Genomic DNA, 16,712 nt, shown 5'->3' with positions numbered 1-16,712 from the left:
GCTGGTTCGCGTGAAGAACACGCGTCAAATCAAAATCATAAAGCTCTGCTTCTGATTCCATCAGAGTCTTTCCAGATCGTTAAAAAAGTTTCTGTCTTCCTTGAACGTTTTCAGGGGGCTCGACGACAGAATGAGTGTGGGAGGCCAAACTCCCCTGAGGCTATATTAGGCGCGAGCGCCCATCCACCCCAGCGCCCATATGGCTTGACCCGCCCGGTTGTCCCCCCGGGCGGGTCTTCTCATTTTGATACCTCTTTGATTTTTAGTGATGTTTTCTTTTGATGTGTCAGTTTTGGGTCATTATCGAATAGGCTATCGGTGAGCTTCGCCTTCGGCATGGCGTGCGCATAGGTCTCCATAAACAGCGTCACCGAGTCCCATCCTCCCAAGTCCGCCGCTGTCTTTGGGTCTACGCCATTCCGCAGCATCGACGTGGCGAAACCATGCCGGCAACTGTGGAAGGTGAGGCGCTGGAATCCTTTGGCGGCCTCTGTTGTTGCTTCGATGTCTTCGTCCCACCAGCGGCGCAGCGTGGTCTCTCCGTAGCCAAATGGCCTTCGATCACGTGGGAGATTGGCAAGCGTTATGAGAAGACGCTGCGGGATATGTGGCGCTCTCCCCTTTTTGTTCTTCGTCTTCCGAACCAAGATCGTGCACGATTGGAAGTCTATATCGTTCCATTCAACCCGCCGCGCTTCGGATATGCGGCAAGCGGTCGCGAACATGAACGTAGCCAGCGCCGCTGTTATAGGTCTGGCATGGGCGCAGAACGTGTCCAGCCAATCAATCAAGACCGGCTTCTTTATTTTCTGCTCGAACTTAAATTTCCGAACTCGGATCGGCGGGCATAGATCAGACTCGGCGCAGTGGTTGATGACGGCGCGGGTAGGGGTGATAACTTGGCGATTGCGCGTCGCCGGTCCTGCTTGCGGGTAAATTTCAACCGCGCTCTGCCGGATAGACCCTGCGGTCATGTCTTTGACGAGCGTGTTCTTCCAATAGTTGGATTCATCCAGTCGATGCGCCAGCTACCTATGCAAAACTCCGCGACCTCGAAACAGCGCCTCCCGGTTCGTTCGCGACAGCATCCAATCTCCAATCCCTCCGGGAATCGCTCGGAAACACCGCACAAAACTTTAACCCGGCAGCGGCAAAAGATCAGTTGGCTGCTTCTCGATCTATTCGAGGACTTGATAAGCTCCTTCCGTCTCTCGATCCGGAAAGTATTGTGGCTGGAACCCCTGCCGCCACGCAAAAACTGTTTGAGCGCGGGAGAGGAAACTATGCCGCCGCGATGCGTTCCAACGACATCACAGGAGCGCTTGATCGAGCTAACACCGGTATCCTCGAGCGTGCGCAAGCTCGATCACAAGCCGCAAATTCCGGTCGCAACCTTGACAACACGATCCGGCAAAAAGTCGCTGCGGTCTTAGAAAAACCCAAAGAGATATCCGGCCTATCTGACACCGAACTGAGCGCTCTCAACACGGTCGTTGAAGGTGGCAAGGTGCGCAATACAGCGCGCGGCGTTGGGAATCAGTTTGCTGGCGGCGGGGTATCGGACAAACCTTGATGGCGAGCGCTGGCGGGGCTGCTGGATATTCCACTATCGGATGGCCAGGAGTCGTGTTTGGGGCGCTAACCCCTTTAGTGCTTGGTAGAGGCTCTCGCGCTTTGGCGAACGCCATAGCAAAACGGGACTTAAGTAAGGTTGATGAGCTTCTTTAGAAAGAGGTCGCCATTGTATCGGGAGCGATCATCCGGCGTTCCTGCCAAGGCTCAAGGGCTTCTTTCTAGGGAATTGGCGTTACGTGGCGGACTTGGCGGGGTCGCTGGGATACTGCATGGCATTGATGAGGACAGGTTATTTGAAAAGTGATCTCATCTCGAGCATCAGCGCTTGGCATCGCCGAGGGTCTTTTGAATACGAGCAATCGATGCCATCAACTCTATCTGTTGATTGTTCTCTATGAAAGCGCCTAGCCTCACTCGCAGACATTTTACGTACCCCACCGTAGGTAACGACGGTGCAATCGTCTCCGTAGCAAGTAGTCACATCACCGTTAGCTGGGTTGGCTACCAAAACAGCTAGCGCCGCGAATGTGATGATGGATAATCTCATCCGGGTGATGCTACGCGTGCCTAGAAGTTCGTCGTCGGGTGTCATTATTCAACCGACTGCGCGGCGCACTGTTGGCTCAGGAATCGGAGTGCGATTTTCTTCGGCGGCCTCTAGCCAGCAATCAATGGCGTCCTGCACGTTGGAGAGCGCCTCCGCTTCTGTCTCGCCGTCAGACATGCAGCCGGGGAGGTTAGGGACGGTCGCAAGAAAGCCGCCGCCATCTTCAGGAGAAAGAGGCTCGATCAACACGCTGTAATGCGGCCTGTTGGTCATTGTTCTGCGTCCTGTAAGCTTCGCACGAAGGCGACCAGCTTTTTGATATATATCGGTTTAATGGGCCTTTTTGAAGGGATCGTTAGAATCTCGCGCTTGCCCGGATAGGATACCTTGTAATGGGAACCGCCGCCGCGCGGAGGTACGCATTTGATCCATAGAACTCCACAGATCGCTTCCGCGGGCCTCCTGAAAGACGCCTGCAACAAGATGCGTGAGTACGTCTTCGCCAACGGCAAGCGGCTACAGGGCTTGGCGAACCGTCGCAACGATCCGGTGTGGGGTGAGCGCGCCTGGTGCTTGAGGGAGGACTGATATGCCTGCGCTTCTTTTTATCGCGAACCTGTTCGGGATCAGCGTGGCCCGGTTGCTTGTTTATACGGGCATTATCGTGGCGCTCTTTGTTGGCGCTCTCGCGATCCGCCAGCACTACATCAACAAGGGCTATCACAGCGCGATTGAAGCCGTGAAGAAGCAGGACGCCAAGGCCGTCGCTGCCGCGAACAAGGTTGAGGAAAAGACCGCTGTTTGTACCGAGACCAGCGGTTATTGGGACGTGATCTCTCAAAGCTGCAAGCTGGAGGACGTGGAATGAGGATCATTCTCTGGATAGCTGCGGCCGCCATGCTTGGCGGGTGCGCCGGACAGATGCCCGCCAGCGTCAAGGGCGAATGCAAGGTGTTCGCTGATCCGGGGTTCGCGGTCCAAGGCAAGCGCCTGAAAGACAAGCAATGGATCGGGAAGGCGCAGGAGACAGGGATTCAGGTCTGCGGTTGGAAGCGGCCAACGAAGTAAGAATGCTCACGCAAGGGACGACGCGCGGTGATGGCCTTTGATCCAACGATAACCTTTGGTGCGCTCCTAAACGCGGCCGTTCTTCTAGTCGGATTTTCGTTCGCCTTCGCTCCGGATCGATCTTCTCGTTCAACGCCTGAAGGCGGTTGAAGACGCAATCAAAGAGCAGAGCAACAACAACACGCGCATCGCCATCCTTGAAGAACGCGTCACTAACCACGGCAAGATGATCGCAACGAACCAGAACGTCATCGAGGATTTGCGCCACGGTAGGGGGCTCGTCACTGGCCCACGTCAGGGCGTGGATGGAGCGTACTAATGCACCCTAACCGCTTCCTTCTCGCGATCGCCATCTGGTCGGTGTTCGGAATCGTGTGTCTGATAGCCGGATATGGGCATGCGGGCGAGAAACCCATCCCTCCCGGCCTTCAACGCCTCATGGCCGAAGGAGCGGGAAGGGTTGTCACTCCGACCTGTGACGATGTGCGGGCTGTGGTGGCGTGGATCGGAGAGGCGAGGGCTGAGGAGACGGCCCGGGAAGCTGGGGCGAGCGAGTCTCAGATCAGGGACGCGAAGCGGTGCTTAAGAAATTGATGGTGCGGGCGAGGGGACTCGAACCCCAAGGCGGGGCCGTCATGTGCCTGCACATAACGAGAGCGCCAGCCAATCCAATGGCCAAGGCCCGCAGCAAGCCAAATCACCCTATCACACCTCGCGCCGGATCGGAATCTTCATGAGAGCCATCGTCATTATTACCCTTCTCCTATTGGCCGGCTGTGGCCCGTCGGGACCGACCGAAGCCGACATGGCCGGATGCGCGGTACGCAGCGGCGGACCTCCGATATCAACCCGTGAAGTTGCGGACTGCGCTGTCAACCGGGCTGAGTTAGGACATCCCAAGTAGGGCTACCTTAGCCACGAGGCGTTTGTTTTGGCTATGTCTTCGGCACGGTGCCAGCCTTCGATCTGCTCCGGCGTCAGAGACGCAGAGAACCGCTCCCACGCTTCCTTGAACTCGCCTTTGGCTTCATCCAGACTAGCGGCGTTGCCATTGCACCATGACGGGATCGGGAGAAGCGGGGTTACGTGCCACTGCCATACGACACCTTGCCAGGACCGCTCGTCGGCAAGCCTGATCCTCCCGATGCATCGATCCTTTTGGAAGACGCAATAGTCGTCCTTCAGCTTGTCGCCGGCAATGACCGTGGGACGGAGTAGGTAATCCATCTCTCCAATCTAAGGCGGCAGGCGTAGGATGCTAGCCCTTCTTCACCGGCCGTCGTTTCGATCCATGCTCCTTCACGAAGCCGAGACGGGGTTCGTTGAGGATATTGGAGAGGGGGTTCACCGCGCCTTCGCCCGGCGGACCTGCTCCCATCCGGCTTCTTTGATCGAATTTGCCAACTGCCGAGCCCGCACCAGTTCGATGGCTTCTTCACACCCGGCAGAAATGAAGTGATCTAGCAAATCTTCCATATCGGACCATTGAATCACGGACCGGAAATTGCTGGCCCTCTCGTTGCCTAACCCGAACGCGCGAAAGTAGTATTCGACCGATTGATTTTGCCGTGACGATGAAATGCGGTTGTGCGTTTGCTCGCAGTGGCTTCCTGTCCGTACCAACTTCACAATATCCTCCCCGCTTTTGACCCATCCTAGTCCGAACCGGAGGCGGGGTCATTTACCACGCGAGCCAGTTCTTCGGCCATGTCACGCGATAGGAACGGAAGATGCCCCCAAAGTTCCGGCATCAGTTCAACGGTGACGTTGAGGTTGCTACGAGAGCAATCGACCACAAACCAATATGGCCAATCGTCGGTTTGATCTGACGCAGAGCGGGCAAAGTAGCGCCCCGCCATCTCACCGCCCTCCATCACGGGGAGGGGAGGAAGTCCCTACACTCAGAAGCCCAAGAAAACTTGATGCCAAGCATAGTACTAGGCCGGTCAGGGCTACTTTCCCGCCGAACTCATGAGACCACCAGATAAATATCAAGACTCCTGACGTGGCCGTGAGTATCGAGCACAAGAGTATTATGTGGGCTATTCGTTTAAGGACAGAGGACACCCGCCCGCTCATGCCGCCTCTCCCTGTGAGAGAACGGGAGACGAACAAGGCTGTGTCAATTCTGCGTCACAGTTGAGTGATGTTCGAGATCCGTTCATGCAAATTGGCACGAGTTCAAACATCAACGAATTGCAAGAACGCCTGAAATAAATGGATTTCGGAATCCTCGCAGGAACCGGTTGTCCCACCGGGCGGGTCTTCTCATTTCTGTGTCCTTTTGATGTGCCTGCGTTTGTTCTGCGCTCCTATGCACAAAAGACACATAGGAACGACCGAGTTGTTTCCGCGTTTCACCCCCCGCAACAACAGGAGATTTGCGATGGATTGGAACCGTGTCGAAGGAAGCTGGAAGCAACTCAAAGGTGCGGTCAAGGAGCAATGGGGTAAGCTGACCGACGATGATCTTGATGTCATCGGTGGTAGGCGCGAACAGCTTGAGGGCAAAATTCAGGAACGCTACGGTTACCAGAAGGACCAAGCGAAGAAGGAAATCGATGATTGGTACGGTCGCCAGAAGTGGTGATCCTCAGCCCCGCCAAAAGGCGGGGCTTTTTATTGTGATCAGCGTTTCAGCGTGGGTCGGCAGCCTGCCATTCATCGCCGGAGCGAGCACAGTTTGTTTCGATCGCACGTTTGTGATCCAGCCACGCAGCATCTCCTTGCCGTTTGCGAGGCCGCCTGTAACATCCGTCCTGTGGACTGCTTCCACAATGGCGTCATATTCACGCCACAAAGCGCTGGACTTCGCGCAGGTTTTCCACAGAATATCCCGCAAGCTTGAATGATTCGTTCGTTGCGTCTGCGTCCGTTTCCCTCCCTGCGGACTGTCCCCCAATGACTCAACGATACGATGCCGGGCGTGCGCCCGACCACGCTCAAGATGTCCTCAATCGCTGGTGTGTACTTGCCGAACAGCGGCTCGATTTTCTGATCGAGCTTTATGAAAGCGGCAGGTGGCGACGTTACCATTCCGAAAATGCTTTCATGGAAAACCTGCGGGAGGCAAAGACCGTCGTCGAAGTCTGGCGAATGCTGGCGCGGCGTGAAGCCATGCCGGACAATCGGGCAGTCGACTGGTCGTGGCTCAATCGACCCTCCGACTCTCCCGCTATTCAGGGTGACACCGTGCCGGCTGGAGCTGCGGTGCCGCATGCAGCGCTGGCGATTGCCGGATCACAAGAGGACTCGATGCTTCGAGCGAACAACGATGTGCCGGCTGGAAAAGCGGCCTAGAACCTTTCCGTTTCTGTTGGAATCAGAAGCGGGGCTCTGAGGTAACTTGCCGAGGCAGGTGTGGCTTGAATCGTCGCCATCACCGCTTCGCTGGCCATCTTGATTTCAACGCACCGCGTTGGCGCCGATAACGATCTGCGCGTATTTAGCAGCGCCATTGGCTGCGAGGTCCGGCGTCACGGGCTTGGCGTGGTCAAGTCCCACCACCGCGCCGCGCGGCGTGTCCGAAATCACATTGGTGTTGACCAGCGCGGTACCAGCGCCGTCCGCGACCGAGACTCCGATGCCAATGAAGGTTTTGCGGATCACGTTGCCTGTGATCGCGACATCGCGAAGATATTTGTCCCAGCCTGCCATGATGCCGAACGACGGCGCGTTCTCGATGACGTTTCCGGTCACTGACGTATCCGCCTCGACGTAGATGCCGATGCCGGCATCGTCGTCAGGGGCGGTACCGATCGGCCGCTTCGGCAACAGGTTGCGGATCATGTTGCCCTGAACGACCGCAAGCCGTCCGCCCTCGTTGAAGTTGCAGACGGAGACCCCGACCGCCGCGCCGTCCACGGTGTTGTTGGCGATCACGGCGCCCTCGAAGGCAAACTCGGAGTACAGTGCCACCTCGCGCACACCGGTGATGCTGTTGCCGGTAATTTGAATGTTCGATGCCGAGTTGCCACGCACGGCGGAGTAATCGCAGTCGCTGATGCGATTGCCGCTGATGATGACGTTGCCGGCGCGAAACGCGTTGATGGCGTTGCCGTATTGGCCGGAGCCGCCTTGGCCGGCCTTGATGTTTTCGATCCGGTTGCCGGTGACGATCGAACCGTCGTCGCCGATGGCCGTACGCAGGATCTCGATGCCGTTGTCTTTTGTCCCGAGAATGGTGTTGCGCGCGATCGTCAGCCCGAGTGCGTCGAAGGAGACAATGCCCGTCGTTTCAATGTTATCGATGATATTGCCGCTAATCTCACCGGCGACATTTTCGAGCCAGATGCCGTTGCCGCCGCTGCCGGTGATTGCGCAATCCAGAATCCGGACATCGCGCCCGCCAAGGCAATGGATTAAGCCGCGCCGCCCGGGGAGGGGAATGCCGTCTCCATCAAGGGTGAGGTTGCTGAGGCCGATGTGGTCGGTACCCTCGGCTGCCAGCAGCGAAGCGCCGCCTGTGAACATCAGTGTGGTCGCGCCGCGCACGCCGATGAGTTGCGAGCCTTTGGCAAGTTGCAGCGGTCCGGTGCGGTAGACGCCGGGGGGCAGCGCGAGCGGCGCGTTGGCGCGGGTCGCCTCGTCGATCGCTCGTTGCAGCGCGCGGGTTTGGTCGCCGGTTGCGTTGGGCCGCACGCCATAATGAGTAGCGTCGCGCCCGAGCGTCGATGTCAGCGGTGCCGCACGGACTGCATCCGCCGGCATCGCCACTGCACCGGCGATGCCGGCGGCGGAAGCTCCAAGGATATGGCGTCGATGGATATCCATAGGTTGCTATCCTTTTGAGCCGAACAAACGCCTCTGGATGTAACCCGGAAAACGGAGATGACGGCTGGCGGGCGACGACGAAGGTGAGCGATTGTTGGCGACAGGGTTAATGCGGCGGCGTCGGGACCATTGGATTGTGCGGCACGAACAATCGTCCGCGCTCGACGACGACCACCACGACGAAAGCGGCGATTGTGCAAAGGAAAGCGCCGGTCGCGAACGGCAGCATGGTGCCATTGAAATCCTGCCCGATCAGGGCGCCGACGCCGCTGCCTAACAACGTTGTGATCGAGCCGAACAGGGATGATGCGGTTCCCGCGATATGGCCTTGCGGTTCCATCGCGAGCGCGGTGAAGTTCGAGAACATCAGCCCGAAAGCAAACATCGTGCCGATCGCGAACATCATATAGATCGGAAACGACAGCCAGCCCTGCCACGCGGTGAGCAGCGTCAGTGCTGCGATCACCACCGATCCCGTCAGAGCGCCGTGCGAGATCACCCGCATACCGAACCGGCCGACAATGCGCGCATTCAGGAAACCCGCCGCGGCAAGGCCGGTGGCGATGGCGGCGAAAGCGAGCGGAAAAGAGTCGCCGAGGCCGTAGATTCCGGTGAAGATCTGCTGTGAGCAGAACACATAGGCGAACAACACGCTCTGGATGCCGCCGGCGGCGAGTGCATATCCAATGGTCTGCCGGTTGGTGACAGTCTGGCGGAATGCGTCGAACACGCTTGCAGCGGTCAGCGGCTTGCGTCCCGCGGCCGGCAGGGTCTCCGGCAATCGGATTGCGCACCACGTCAGGGCGAGCAAACCGTAGGCGGTCAACACCACGAAGATGCCGCGCCACTCTGCGAACAGCAGAATCGCTTGACCGAGTGACGGCGCAAGGATGGGCACCGAGATGAAAATCATCATCGCCAGCGACATCACGCTCGCCATCCGCCGTCCAGCGTAGCAGTCGCGCACGATCGAGGTGGCGATGACGCGGGCGGCCGAACTTCCAACGCCCTGCAGCACCCGTGCCAGCAGCATCATTTCAAACGAGGATGCGATCACCGACAACAGGCCCGCGGCGCTGTAGAGCAGCATTCCACCGATCAGGATCGGACGGCGGCCGAACCGGTCAGACAGCGGCCCCATGATGAACTGGCCTGCGCCGAAGCCGGCCAGATACACCGAGATCACGGCCTGGACGTGGTTGGGATTGGCGATCCCGTAGGCATTGCCGACGTCCGGCATTGCCGGCAACATCATGTCTGTCGCAATTGGGTTTAGCGCCATGATGCAGGCGACGAGGGCGACAAACTCAGGAAACCCTCTCGGCTGATGGGCTTGTGACACCCACCCGTCCATATCGGTGTCGGTCATCGATTTGTCTCGGGAGATCGGTAAGCAGCCATATCGATACCGCTGTTGCGCTGCACAATGCCCGTTTCGGACATGGCTGTCCATCGCCGAACGCAGGGGACCATGAGTTTTCGAGATTTACGCGCGGCGTACCTCCTTAACGAGCTCCAGCAATATAGCCTCGCCGGCATCGGCCAGATGCTCCAGCGTAATGCCGCCGGGGACGCGAGCCGAGCCGTCGCGCTTCAGCGGTGGAACATGAATGAACGCAGCGAGGCGCGGTCCCGTTTGATGATCGGCGGCCTCGATGGCGCGCCAGCAGAGGTAATTGCAAACATAGCTGCCGGCATCGCGCGAGGCGCGGGCGTCGATGCCGGTCGGGCGTGCCGCGCGCAGCAGCCTGAAAACATGCGGTCCGAACGCACGCGCATTCGCCATGCCCGCGATCGAGCCCTTACGAACCCGCGTGCCGCGCCGGTCCGGCCAGATCGTCGTCACCGCGTTTCGCGCGCGGGTTTCGATCCGCAGCCAGGGTGTGCGCGCCGCGAGACCGAACATCAAGAGCGCGTGCGGACGATGCGTTGCAAGAAGCTGCGGCAGTTCAAGATCCACCGTGGCGTACGCGACATCGAAGATGTGGGTTGTGATCGTGACGTCGCTTAGCGCGGGTCGACGCAGCTTCGCGAGTCGTTCGACCAGCGGTGGGGTTGGGTTGAACGGCGCGCCTGGAAAGGGACCGAAGCCGGTGACGAGAATGCGGAGACCTTTGCTCATTTCAAACCGGGTCCATTTGTTCTTTGCCCTCTCCCCTGCGGGAGAGGGTAATCCGTCATCTCAGCAGTTCCGCGATCTGACTCGCCCCCAGCCCCGGCGTGAGACGACCTTCGGCGACCGCGGTCTCGGTCGCCTTCACTTTTGCGCGGATCGAAGGATCGTTGCGCAGGCGCGTCGTCATGCGGTCCTCGAACATCGACCACATCCACTTCACCTGTTGCTGGCTGCGTCGCTGCGTGAACTCGCCGGACGCGTTCATCGCGGCGCGGTGCTCGACGATTGTCTGCCACAGCTCCGGGATGCCTGATCCGGTCAGCCCCGAGTATGTCACGACCGGCGGGGACCAATGCTGCGAGCGGGGTGCGAGAATTTTTAGCGCGGAACGGTAGGACGCGGCCGCGGCATTGGCGCGCGGCAGATTATCGCCGTCGGCCTTGTTGATCGCGATCATATCGGCGAGTTCGACAATGCCCTTCTTGATGCCTTGCAATTCGTCGCCGGCGCCGGGCAGCATCAAAGCGAGAAAGAAATCCGTCATGTCGTACACGGCGGTTTCGGACTGTCCGATTCCCACCGTCTCCACCAGGATCACGTCGAAGCCCGCCGCTTCGCACAAAAGCATCGCCTCGCGCGTCCTCGCCGCAACACCCCCGAGCGTTCCCGCGGCGGGCGAGGGCCGGATGTAGGCCGTCTCGCATGCCGCCAGTCGCGCCATCCGTGTCTTGTCGCCCAAAATCGAGCCACCGCTGCGCACTGAGGACGGATCAACCGCCAGCACCGCGATCCGGTGACCACGCGCGATAAGGTCCATGCCGAGCGCGTCAATGGTGGTGGATTTTCCGACGCCGGGTGAGCCAGTAATGCCGACGCGAAGGGCATTGCCGGTCGCTGGCAGAAGTTCCTGCACCAGTTCACGCGCGGTGGCCTCGTGATCGGCGCGGCGGCTTTCGATCAGGGTGATGGCGCGCGCCAGCGCTGCGCGATTGCCGGCGCGGATGTTGGCGGCGATGCTTGGGATCGCAAGCGGGCCGTTCATTCGGCGTCGGGCTTCGTATCAGGAAGTTGGTCGCCCCCAAAGATTGCAAGACCCTGCGTCGAGAGGTTCTCTTTGAAAGTCTCCCACGGCACGAACACGGTATATGAACCTTCAGCGTAGGAACCGACGGCGTAGGGCGAGTAATGAAACGCGAGGCCGGCGCTCTTGCCGGCCATAGTGGAGGGGGCCAGCGATATCGCTCCGACATTCAACAGCGTAGGCTTCACCTCCTTGTACCAGTCGATGGCACCGGAATCGTCAATGCCGCGCGCCTCCTTCTCCACCTTTATCGCGGCCATGGCGGCATCGCGCAGCCTTTTCAGCGTTGGGCCGTTGTCGGCGGTTTCCTTGAAGAACGGACGTATGCTGATCTGCTTCTTCGCCTCTTCGTCCCACAGGATCGTATCGATGAGCGTATTGGGATGGGCACCGCCAGTGTAGACATAGTCGGTGCGCACGATGCTGACATACCGGCCGCCGACGTTCGATGTTTGGGCGTAGCTGCGTTCAAAGGTCCACGCGTGGCCATCGCGGAACAGCTCCGGCGAGGACTTGAACTCCTTCGCGGCATCCACGCGGTTCTTCTCGATCCAATGCTTGCCGTCCGCGAGAAGGTTGTCCGTCAGCGGCGCATTCGCCCGGATCGCGCTGTCGAGCGTCACGCTGGCGTCGATGTACTTGGTCTTGACGATGGAGTCGGGTTTCGACTTGGCAAGGGCGCCGCTGGCACATGCAATCGCGATGAGGCCGCCAAACAAAGAAAGTTTGACGAGAGATTTGATTGAAAGCGAGTCGTGGCAGATCATGGCAACACTCGTCATGGCGAGGCTTTACGTTCGGCCCACCTATCAAGATCGGGATGATTACACGAAGACGTAGGGGTTTGCGACAAGCGTGGGCATGACTGCGGTGTCAAAGTGGCTACGCTACCCCGTTGCCGCGCTATGGCCGAGCCGCGTGGTGAGCTTGCGGATCAGGTCTTCGGCGGCGTCCGCGATCACCGTTCCGGGTGGAAAGATTGCCTCCGCGCCGGCCTGGTAGAGCGCATCGTAATCCTGCGGCGGCACCACGCCGCCGACGATGATCATGATGTCGTCGCGGCCCTGCTTTTTCAGTGCGGCCTTCAATTCCGGAACTGTCGTCAAGTGAGCGGCAGCGAGCGAGGACACGCCGAGAATGTGTACGTCGTTTTCGACCGCCTGCCGCGCGGCTTCTTCCGCTGTCGCAAACAACGGTCCGATATCGACGTCGAATCCGACGTCGGCGAACGCGGAAGCGATTACTTTCTGGCCGCGATCGTGGCCGTCCTGGCCGATCTTGGCGACGAGGATGCGCGGGCGGCGTCCCTCGGCCTCATCGAAGGCGTCGATGAGCGCCTGCACCTTTGAAACCTTGTCGGACATGGCGGCAGCCTCGCGCTTGTAAACCCCGGTGATGGACCGGATTTCGGCGCGATGCCGGCCGAACACCTTCTCCATCGCGTCGGAAATTTCGCCGACGGTTGCCTTGGCGCGCGCCGCGTCGATGGCGAGCGCCAGCAGGTTGCCGTTGCCTTCGCCGGCCGAGCGCGTCAGCGCCGCGAGTGCGGCATCGACATCCTCCTGCCTGCGCTCGCCGCGCAACCGTTTCAGCTTCTCGATCTGCAAGCCACGCACCGTCGAGTTGTCGATCCTGAGCACGTCGATCGGCGTCTCGTGTTCGGGCTTGTACTTGTTGACACCGATCACAACCTGCTTTCCGGCATCGATCCTGGCTTGCGTCCTGGCGGCCGCTTCCTCGATGCGTAGCTTGGGCACGCCGGCCTCGATCGCCTTGGCCATGCCGCCGAGTTCCTCGACTTCGCGAATGTGGCCCCAGGCCTTCATTACGAGATCATGCGTGAGCCGTTCGACGTAATACGAGCCGCCCCAGGGATCGACGATGCGCGTGGTGCCGCTCTCCTGCTGCAGGAAAAGCTGAGTGTTGCGGGCGATGCGGGCAGAGAAGTCGGTCGGCAGCGCCAGGGCCTCGTCGAGCGCGTTGGTGTGCAGCGACTGGGTATGACCTTGCGTCGCCGCCATTGCTTCGATCGTGGTGCGGATCACGTTGTTGAAGACATCCTGCGCGGTCAGCGACCAGCCGGAGGTCTGGCAATGGGTACGCAAGGAGAGCGAGCGCGCATCTTTCGGATTGAACGGCTTCATGAGGTTGGCCCACAACAGCCGCGCGGCGCGCATCTTGGCGACTTCCATGAAGAAGTTCATGCCGGTCGCCCAGAAGAACGACAGCCGCGGCGCGAACCGGTCGATGTCCAGGCCGGCCTTAAGGCCCGCGCGGACATACTCGACGCCGTCGGCGAGCGTATAGGCGAGTTCGAGGTCTTGCGTCGCGCCTGCTTCCTGCATGTGGTAGCCGGAGACCGAAATCGAATTGTACTTCGGCATCTTGCGCGAGGCATAGGCGAAGATGTCGGAGACGATCCGCATCGAAGGCGCGGGCGGATAGATATAGGTGTTACGCACCATGAATTCTTTGAGGATGTCGTTCTGAATGGTGCCAGAGAGTTTTTCCGGTGGCACGCCCTGTTCTTCGGCTGCCACAACGAACAGTGCGAGAACCGGGAGCACCGCGCCGTTCATGGTCATCGACACGCTTATCCGGTCGAGCGGGATGCCGGCAAACAGTGTGCGCATGTCGTAGATGGAATCGATCGCCACGCCGGCCATGCCGACGTCACCCGAAACGCGCGGGTGATCCGAGTCGTAGCCGCGGTGGGTGGCGAGGTCGAAGGCAACCGACAGCCCCTTCTGGCCGGCGGCAAGATTGCGGCGATAGAAGGCGTTGGAATCCTCCGCCGTCGAGAACCCGGCATACTGCCTGATGGTCCAGGGCTGGTTGACGTACATGGTCGGGTAGGGGCCGCGCAGGTAAGGTGCGATGCCGGGCCATGTGTCGAGGAAGTCGATGCCGTCGAGATCGGCTTCGGAGTAGGCGGGTTTGACTGGAATGCCTTCTGGGGTCAGCCAGAATTCCGGAGATGGTTCGAAGTTTCCAGCGGAAAGAGGCGCAACCGGCGCGAACGCGACGTCGGCGAAATTGGGGATGAGGGTCATCATTATTCAGTCTTGGTCCGGGTGTTGGTGGCTGATGATGGTCGCCATCTTTTCCGGTCCGTAATTTTCGGTCGTGGTATGGCTCGGGAGGTTGACGATGGTCGCAATCCAGCCGAGCCGGGACTCCGTTCCGTATTGCCCGGTTGGCATCAGCAGGTCGGGCCGGTCGAATGCGCCGGTCATGATCTCGATGCAAGGGCCGCCAATGCGGCTGAAACCCAACGGTGTGCCGCAGGCGGCGCAGAAAACGCGCTCCGCGATGGAGGATGACCGGAACGTCGCCGGCGTACTCTTGGTCCAGCGGAAGTTCTCGCGCGGAATCTCGGCAAAAGACGCAAATGGCGCGCCGGCAGCTTTCTGGCACATGCGGCAGTGACAAATGCTGATGCGCACCGGGGGGGCCGTCAACGCGAAGCGGATGGCGCCACACTGGCATCCGCCGGTCTGCGACGGTTTCATCTTCTCGGCCATGATCGCTCCAATCGCAGCCAGACGTCGTTCAGCGCCGCCAACGCATTGGTCCCCGCGAAGATGAAATCGAACGCGCCTGCCTGGCGCAAAGCGGGTTCCAGCTCGTTTGGTTGGCCCGCCAGATAGATATGGCTTGCACCTGCGGCATGAAAGGCCTGCACCGCGAGAGCAGCCTGTTCGGCATAGACCTGATCCGAGGAACACAGGCAGACCATTTGGGCTCCAGACACCTTGAAGGCTTCGGCGAGCCGATCTTTTGCGTTCCCGCCGTTACCCGCCAACCTTGAATCGACCGCCTCGATGCCGCCGGCCTCGAAGAAGCTCCGGGCGAAGGTCACGCGGGCGGCGAAGTCGGCAGGGGCGCCGAGAGTGGCGAGGAAGATTTTCGGACGCGCGCCGGTGGCCTTGAGCCAATCGTCGGAACGGTCGCGCAGCTTTTCGAAGGGGGCAGCGAGCCGTATCGGCGTCAGCGCCTCGAAGATGATCTCTGCCTCGCCGCAAGGCTCGGGCGTGACCGGCCTGACGTCGAGCACGTTGGCCGGCTTCTCATGCAGGTTAGGAAATTCGCTGGTGCCGGTGAGCACGTCGCGCCGTTTTGCGACATTCATTTCCCGTGCAGCGCGCGTCATGGTAACGCTGCGCTGGATCAGGTTCTGTTCGAGTGCGGCGAAAGCTTCGCCGGCTTTCTCGATGTCCTGAAACAGCGCCCAGCTCTTCTGACCAAGCTGCTGCGTTAAGGCTTCGATGCCGCCCGAGCCTGCCGCCGGATCTGCGACTTTGGCGAGGCTAGCTTCCTCCAGCAGGATGAGTTGCGTGTTTCGCGCTATGCGCCGCGCGAAGTCGTCGGGCAAGCCGAGTGCTTGCGTATGCGGGAGCACGCAGACGCTGTCAGCGCCGCCGAGACCAGCCGAAAATGTTGCGACCGTGGCACGCAGCATATTCACGTAAGGGTCGCGCCGGGTCAGCATCCGCCATGCGGTTTCAGCGGCGATGAGCAAGGGCTTTGGCATGAGGCCGCAAGCCTGCTCGACCCGCGCCCACAAGAGCCGCAGCGCGCGGAATTTGGCCAGAGTCAGGAACTGGTCGGCATCGGCGCTGAGCCGCGCGTAGATCAGGCAGCGCGCCTCATCGAGGGTAATGCCGGCGCTTTCAAGAGCCCGAAGATAGGCCACCGCAGACGCCAGAACGAAGGCAAGCTCCTGAGCTTCCGATCCGCCGGCGTCGTGGATCACACGGCCATCGGCGACAAAGAATGGCCCCTTGAAGCCCCTGTCGGCGAGCACCTTAGCGGCATCCGTCACCGCTGGAATGATCTCAACCCACGCGCCCGTGCTCGATCCGGATGTCGCGCAGGCGCTGAGCGGATCGAAACCAAAGCGGATATCGCAAGTGGTCGGACTAATTCCTTTCGTTCTGATGTAGTCCGCGATTTGGAGCGCGACCGCGCGCGATTGCGGGCCGATCTGCAACTCCATGGAGATGCCTGCATCGAGAAAAACACCGTCCAGCACCTTGGCAACAGCTTCTGCGGTCGGCGGCAGTCCGAAGCCACGCGCGCCGTTGGCGCCCGCGAACACCAGCGTCAGGCCGCCAGCGCCGTTGTCGAGGTCATGCAGCGCCTGTGCGTTGGCCTGTGCGGGATCGGGATGATCGATCCGCTGCATGATCTGCCATGGTGCCGCCGCGGCGCGGCCGCCAATCGCGGACGCGCCTTTCGCTCGGGTATAGAGCGGTTCGATCCTAAGACCGTCATAGGTCTTTCCAACCAGCTTCTCGAATGGTGTGCCCTTCAGCACGTCATCGACCAGCTTGCGCCAGTCGGCTGCTGTAGCCGGTGCGAAATCGGCCGCCAGCGGTGGATTCATGAACTCGTCGGAAGCAGCGGGCATTCGTGCGCTCGTTTCCGGGAAATCTACAGTGTTTTCGAGCGAAGTGGATACCGGTTCGCGTGAAGAAAACGCGTCAAAACAACATCTAGAGCTTCGCTTCTGATTCAATCAGAAGCGGAAATGCTCCGGGTTTTCAAAA

The 16,712-nt window shown here is 60.1% G+C and carries 18 protein-coding genes; 6 read left to right on the top strand and 12 right to left on the bottom strand.

The features are described from left to right. Nucleotides 1–239: 239 nt before the first annotated feature. A complete protein-coding gene (locus ACM561_RS11325; protein ID WP_425905149.1) occupies nt 240–974 on the bottom strand; it encodes a tyrosine-type recombinase/integrase in 735 nt (244 codons plus the stop codon). 188 nt (nt 975–1,162) lie between these two features. On the opposite strand from ACM561_RS11325, the gene ACM561_RS11320 reads away from it, so the two are divergent. Then, a complete protein-coding gene (locus ACM561_RS11320; RefSeq protein WP_425905148.1) occupies nt 1,163–1,573 on the top strand; it encodes a hypothetical protein in 411 nt (136 codons plus the stop codon). A 597-nt stretch (nt 1,574–2,170) separates the two neighbouring features. Here ACM561_RS11320 and ACM561_RS11315 read toward each other — a convergent pair. Beyond that, nucleotides 2,171–2,395 (bottom strand): type II toxin-antitoxin system HicB family antitoxin, encoded by a 225-nt coding sequence (locus ACM561_RS11315; RefSeq protein ID WP_425905146.1) that lies wholly within the window; start codon nt 2,393–2,395, stop codon nt 2,171–2,173. A gap of 150 nt (nt 2,396–2,545) precedes the next feature. Between ACM561_RS11315 and ACM561_RS11310 the strand changes: the two genes are divergently transcribed. Genes ACM561_RS11310 through ACM561_RS11300 form a run of 3 tightly spaced genes read left to right on the top strand, consistent with a single transcriptional unit; the run spans nt 2,546 to nt 3,190 of the window. Continuing rightward, the gene (locus tag ACM561_RS11310; protein WP_425905144.1) at nt 2,546–2,710 is read left to right on the top strand and encodes a hypothetical protein; all 165 of its coding nucleotides are present in this window, start codon (nt 2,546–2,548) and stop codon (nt 2,708–2,710) included. A 1-nt stretch (nt 2,711) separates the two neighbouring features. Beyond that, entirely contained in the window at nt 2,712–2,990 is a 279-nt protein-coding gene (locus tag ACM561_RS11305; protein ID WP_425905142.1) for a hypothetical protein, read from the top strand. Next, entirely contained in the window at nt 2,987–3,190 is a 204-nt protein-coding gene (locus tag ACM561_RS11300; RefSeq protein ID WP_425905140.1) for a hypothetical protein, read from the top strand. Before ACM561_RS11305 ends, ACM561_RS11300 begins: the two co-directional genes overlap by 4 nt. A gap of 906 nt (nt 3,191–4,096) precedes the next feature. Here ACM561_RS11300 and ACM561_RS11295 read toward each other — a convergent pair. Both ACM561_RS11295 and ACM561_RS11290 read right to left on the bottom strand, forming a co-directional pair. Next, nucleotides 4,097–4,417: a hypothetical protein gene (locus tag ACM561_RS11295; RefSeq protein ID WP_425905139.1), complete on the bottom strand. Its 321-nt coding sequence runs from the start codon at nt 4,415–4,417 to the stop codon at nt 4,097–4,099. A 428-nt stretch (nt 4,418–4,845) separates the two neighbouring features. Beyond that, nucleotides 4,846–5,049 carry a hypothetical protein gene (locus ACM561_RS11290; RefSeq protein WP_425905137.1) on the bottom strand — a complete coding sequence of 68 codons (204 nt, stop codon included), beginning with the start codon at nt 5,047–5,049 and terminating at the stop codon, nt 4,846–4,848. Between the two features lie 527 nt (nt 5,050–5,576). Between ACM561_RS11290 and ACM561_RS11285 the strand changes: the two genes are divergently transcribed. Next, nucleotides 5,577–5,780: a CsbD family protein gene (locus ACM561_RS11285; RefSeq protein WP_079447284.1), complete on the top strand. Its 204-nt coding sequence runs from the start codon at nt 5,577–5,579 to the stop codon at nt 5,778–5,780. A gap of 311 nt (nt 5,781–6,091) precedes the next feature. Beyond that, nucleotides 6,092–6,490, top strand: coding sequence for a TIGR03809 family protein (locus ACM561_RS11280; protein WP_425905135.1), 399 nt, complete (start codon nt 6,092–6,094; stop codon nt 6,488–6,490). A 105-nt stretch (nt 6,491–6,595) separates the two neighbouring features. Here ACM561_RS11280 and ACM561_RS11275 read toward each other — a convergent pair whose 3' ends face one another. From ACM561_RS11275 to ACM561_RS11240, 8 genes are all read right to left on the bottom strand, one after another. Further along, nucleotides 6,596–7,963 carry a TIGR03808 family TAT-translocated repetitive protein gene (locus ACM561_RS11275; protein WP_425905133.1) on the bottom strand — a complete coding sequence of 456 codons (1,368 nt, stop codon included), beginning with the start codon at nt 7,961–7,963 and terminating at the stop codon, nt 6,596–6,598. A gap of 106 nt (nt 7,964–8,069) precedes the next feature. Then, complete coding sequence (locus ACM561_RS11270) at nt 8,070–9,332, bottom strand: multidrug effflux MFS transporter (RefSeq protein ID WP_425905131.1); 1,263 nt, start codon at nt 9,330–9,332, stop codon at nt 8,070–8,072. Nucleotides 9,333–9,449: 117 nt separating this feature from the next. Next, the gene (locus tag ACM561_RS11265; RefSeq protein ID WP_425905129.1) at nt 9,450–10,085 is read right to left on the bottom strand and encodes a pyroglutamyl-peptidase I; all 636 of its coding nucleotides are present in this window, start codon (nt 10,083–10,085) and stop codon (nt 9,450–9,452) included. A 55-nt stretch (nt 10,086–10,140) separates the two neighbouring features. Continuing rightward, nucleotides 10,141–11,121 (bottom strand): methylmalonyl Co-A mutase-associated GTPase MeaB, encoded by a 981-nt coding sequence (meaB, locus tag ACM561_RS11260; protein WP_425905127.1) that lies wholly within the window; start codon nt 11,119–11,121, stop codon nt 10,141–10,143. Next, nucleotides 11,118–11,942 (bottom strand): PdaC/SigV domain-containing protein, encoded by an 825-nt coding sequence (locus tag ACM561_RS11255; protein WP_425905126.1) that lies wholly within the window; start codon nt 11,940–11,942, stop codon nt 11,118–11,120. The genes meaB and ACM561_RS11255 overlap by 4 nt, the downstream gene beginning before the upstream one ends. 105 nt (nt 11,943–12,047) lie before the next feature. Then, nucleotides 12,048–14,213: a methylmalonyl-CoA mutase gene (gene scpA / locus ACM561_RS11250; RefSeq protein WP_425909720.1), complete on the bottom strand. Its 2,166-nt coding sequence runs from the start codon at nt 14,211–14,213 to the stop codon at nt 12,048–12,050. A 6-nt stretch (nt 14,214–14,219) separates the two neighbouring features. Next, nucleotides 14,220–14,684 (bottom strand): GFA family protein, encoded by a 465-nt coding sequence (locus tag ACM561_RS11245; protein ID WP_425905124.1) that lies wholly within the window; start codon nt 14,682–14,684, stop codon nt 14,220–14,222. Next, on the bottom strand, nt 14,669–16,573 hold the full coding sequence (locus ACM561_RS11240; RefSeq protein ID WP_425905123.1) for a methylmalonyl-CoA mutase family protein: 1,905 nt from the start codon (nt 16,571–16,573) through the stop codon (nt 14,669–14,671). Before ACM561_RS11240 ends, ACM561_RS11245 begins: the two co-directional genes overlap by 16 nt. Between the last annotated feature and the right edge of the window lie 139 nt (nt 16,574–16,712).

It is taken from the genome of Nitrobacter sp. TKz-YC02 (assembly GCF_049852135.1).
GTDB classification, from domain to species: Bacteria; Pseudomonadota; Alphaproteobacteria; order Rhizobiales; family Xanthobacteraceae; genus Nitrobacter; species Nitrobacter vulgaris.
The sequence above is the reverse complement of the archived record's forward strand: the minus strand, read 5'-3'. Positions and strand labels throughout refer to the sequence as shown.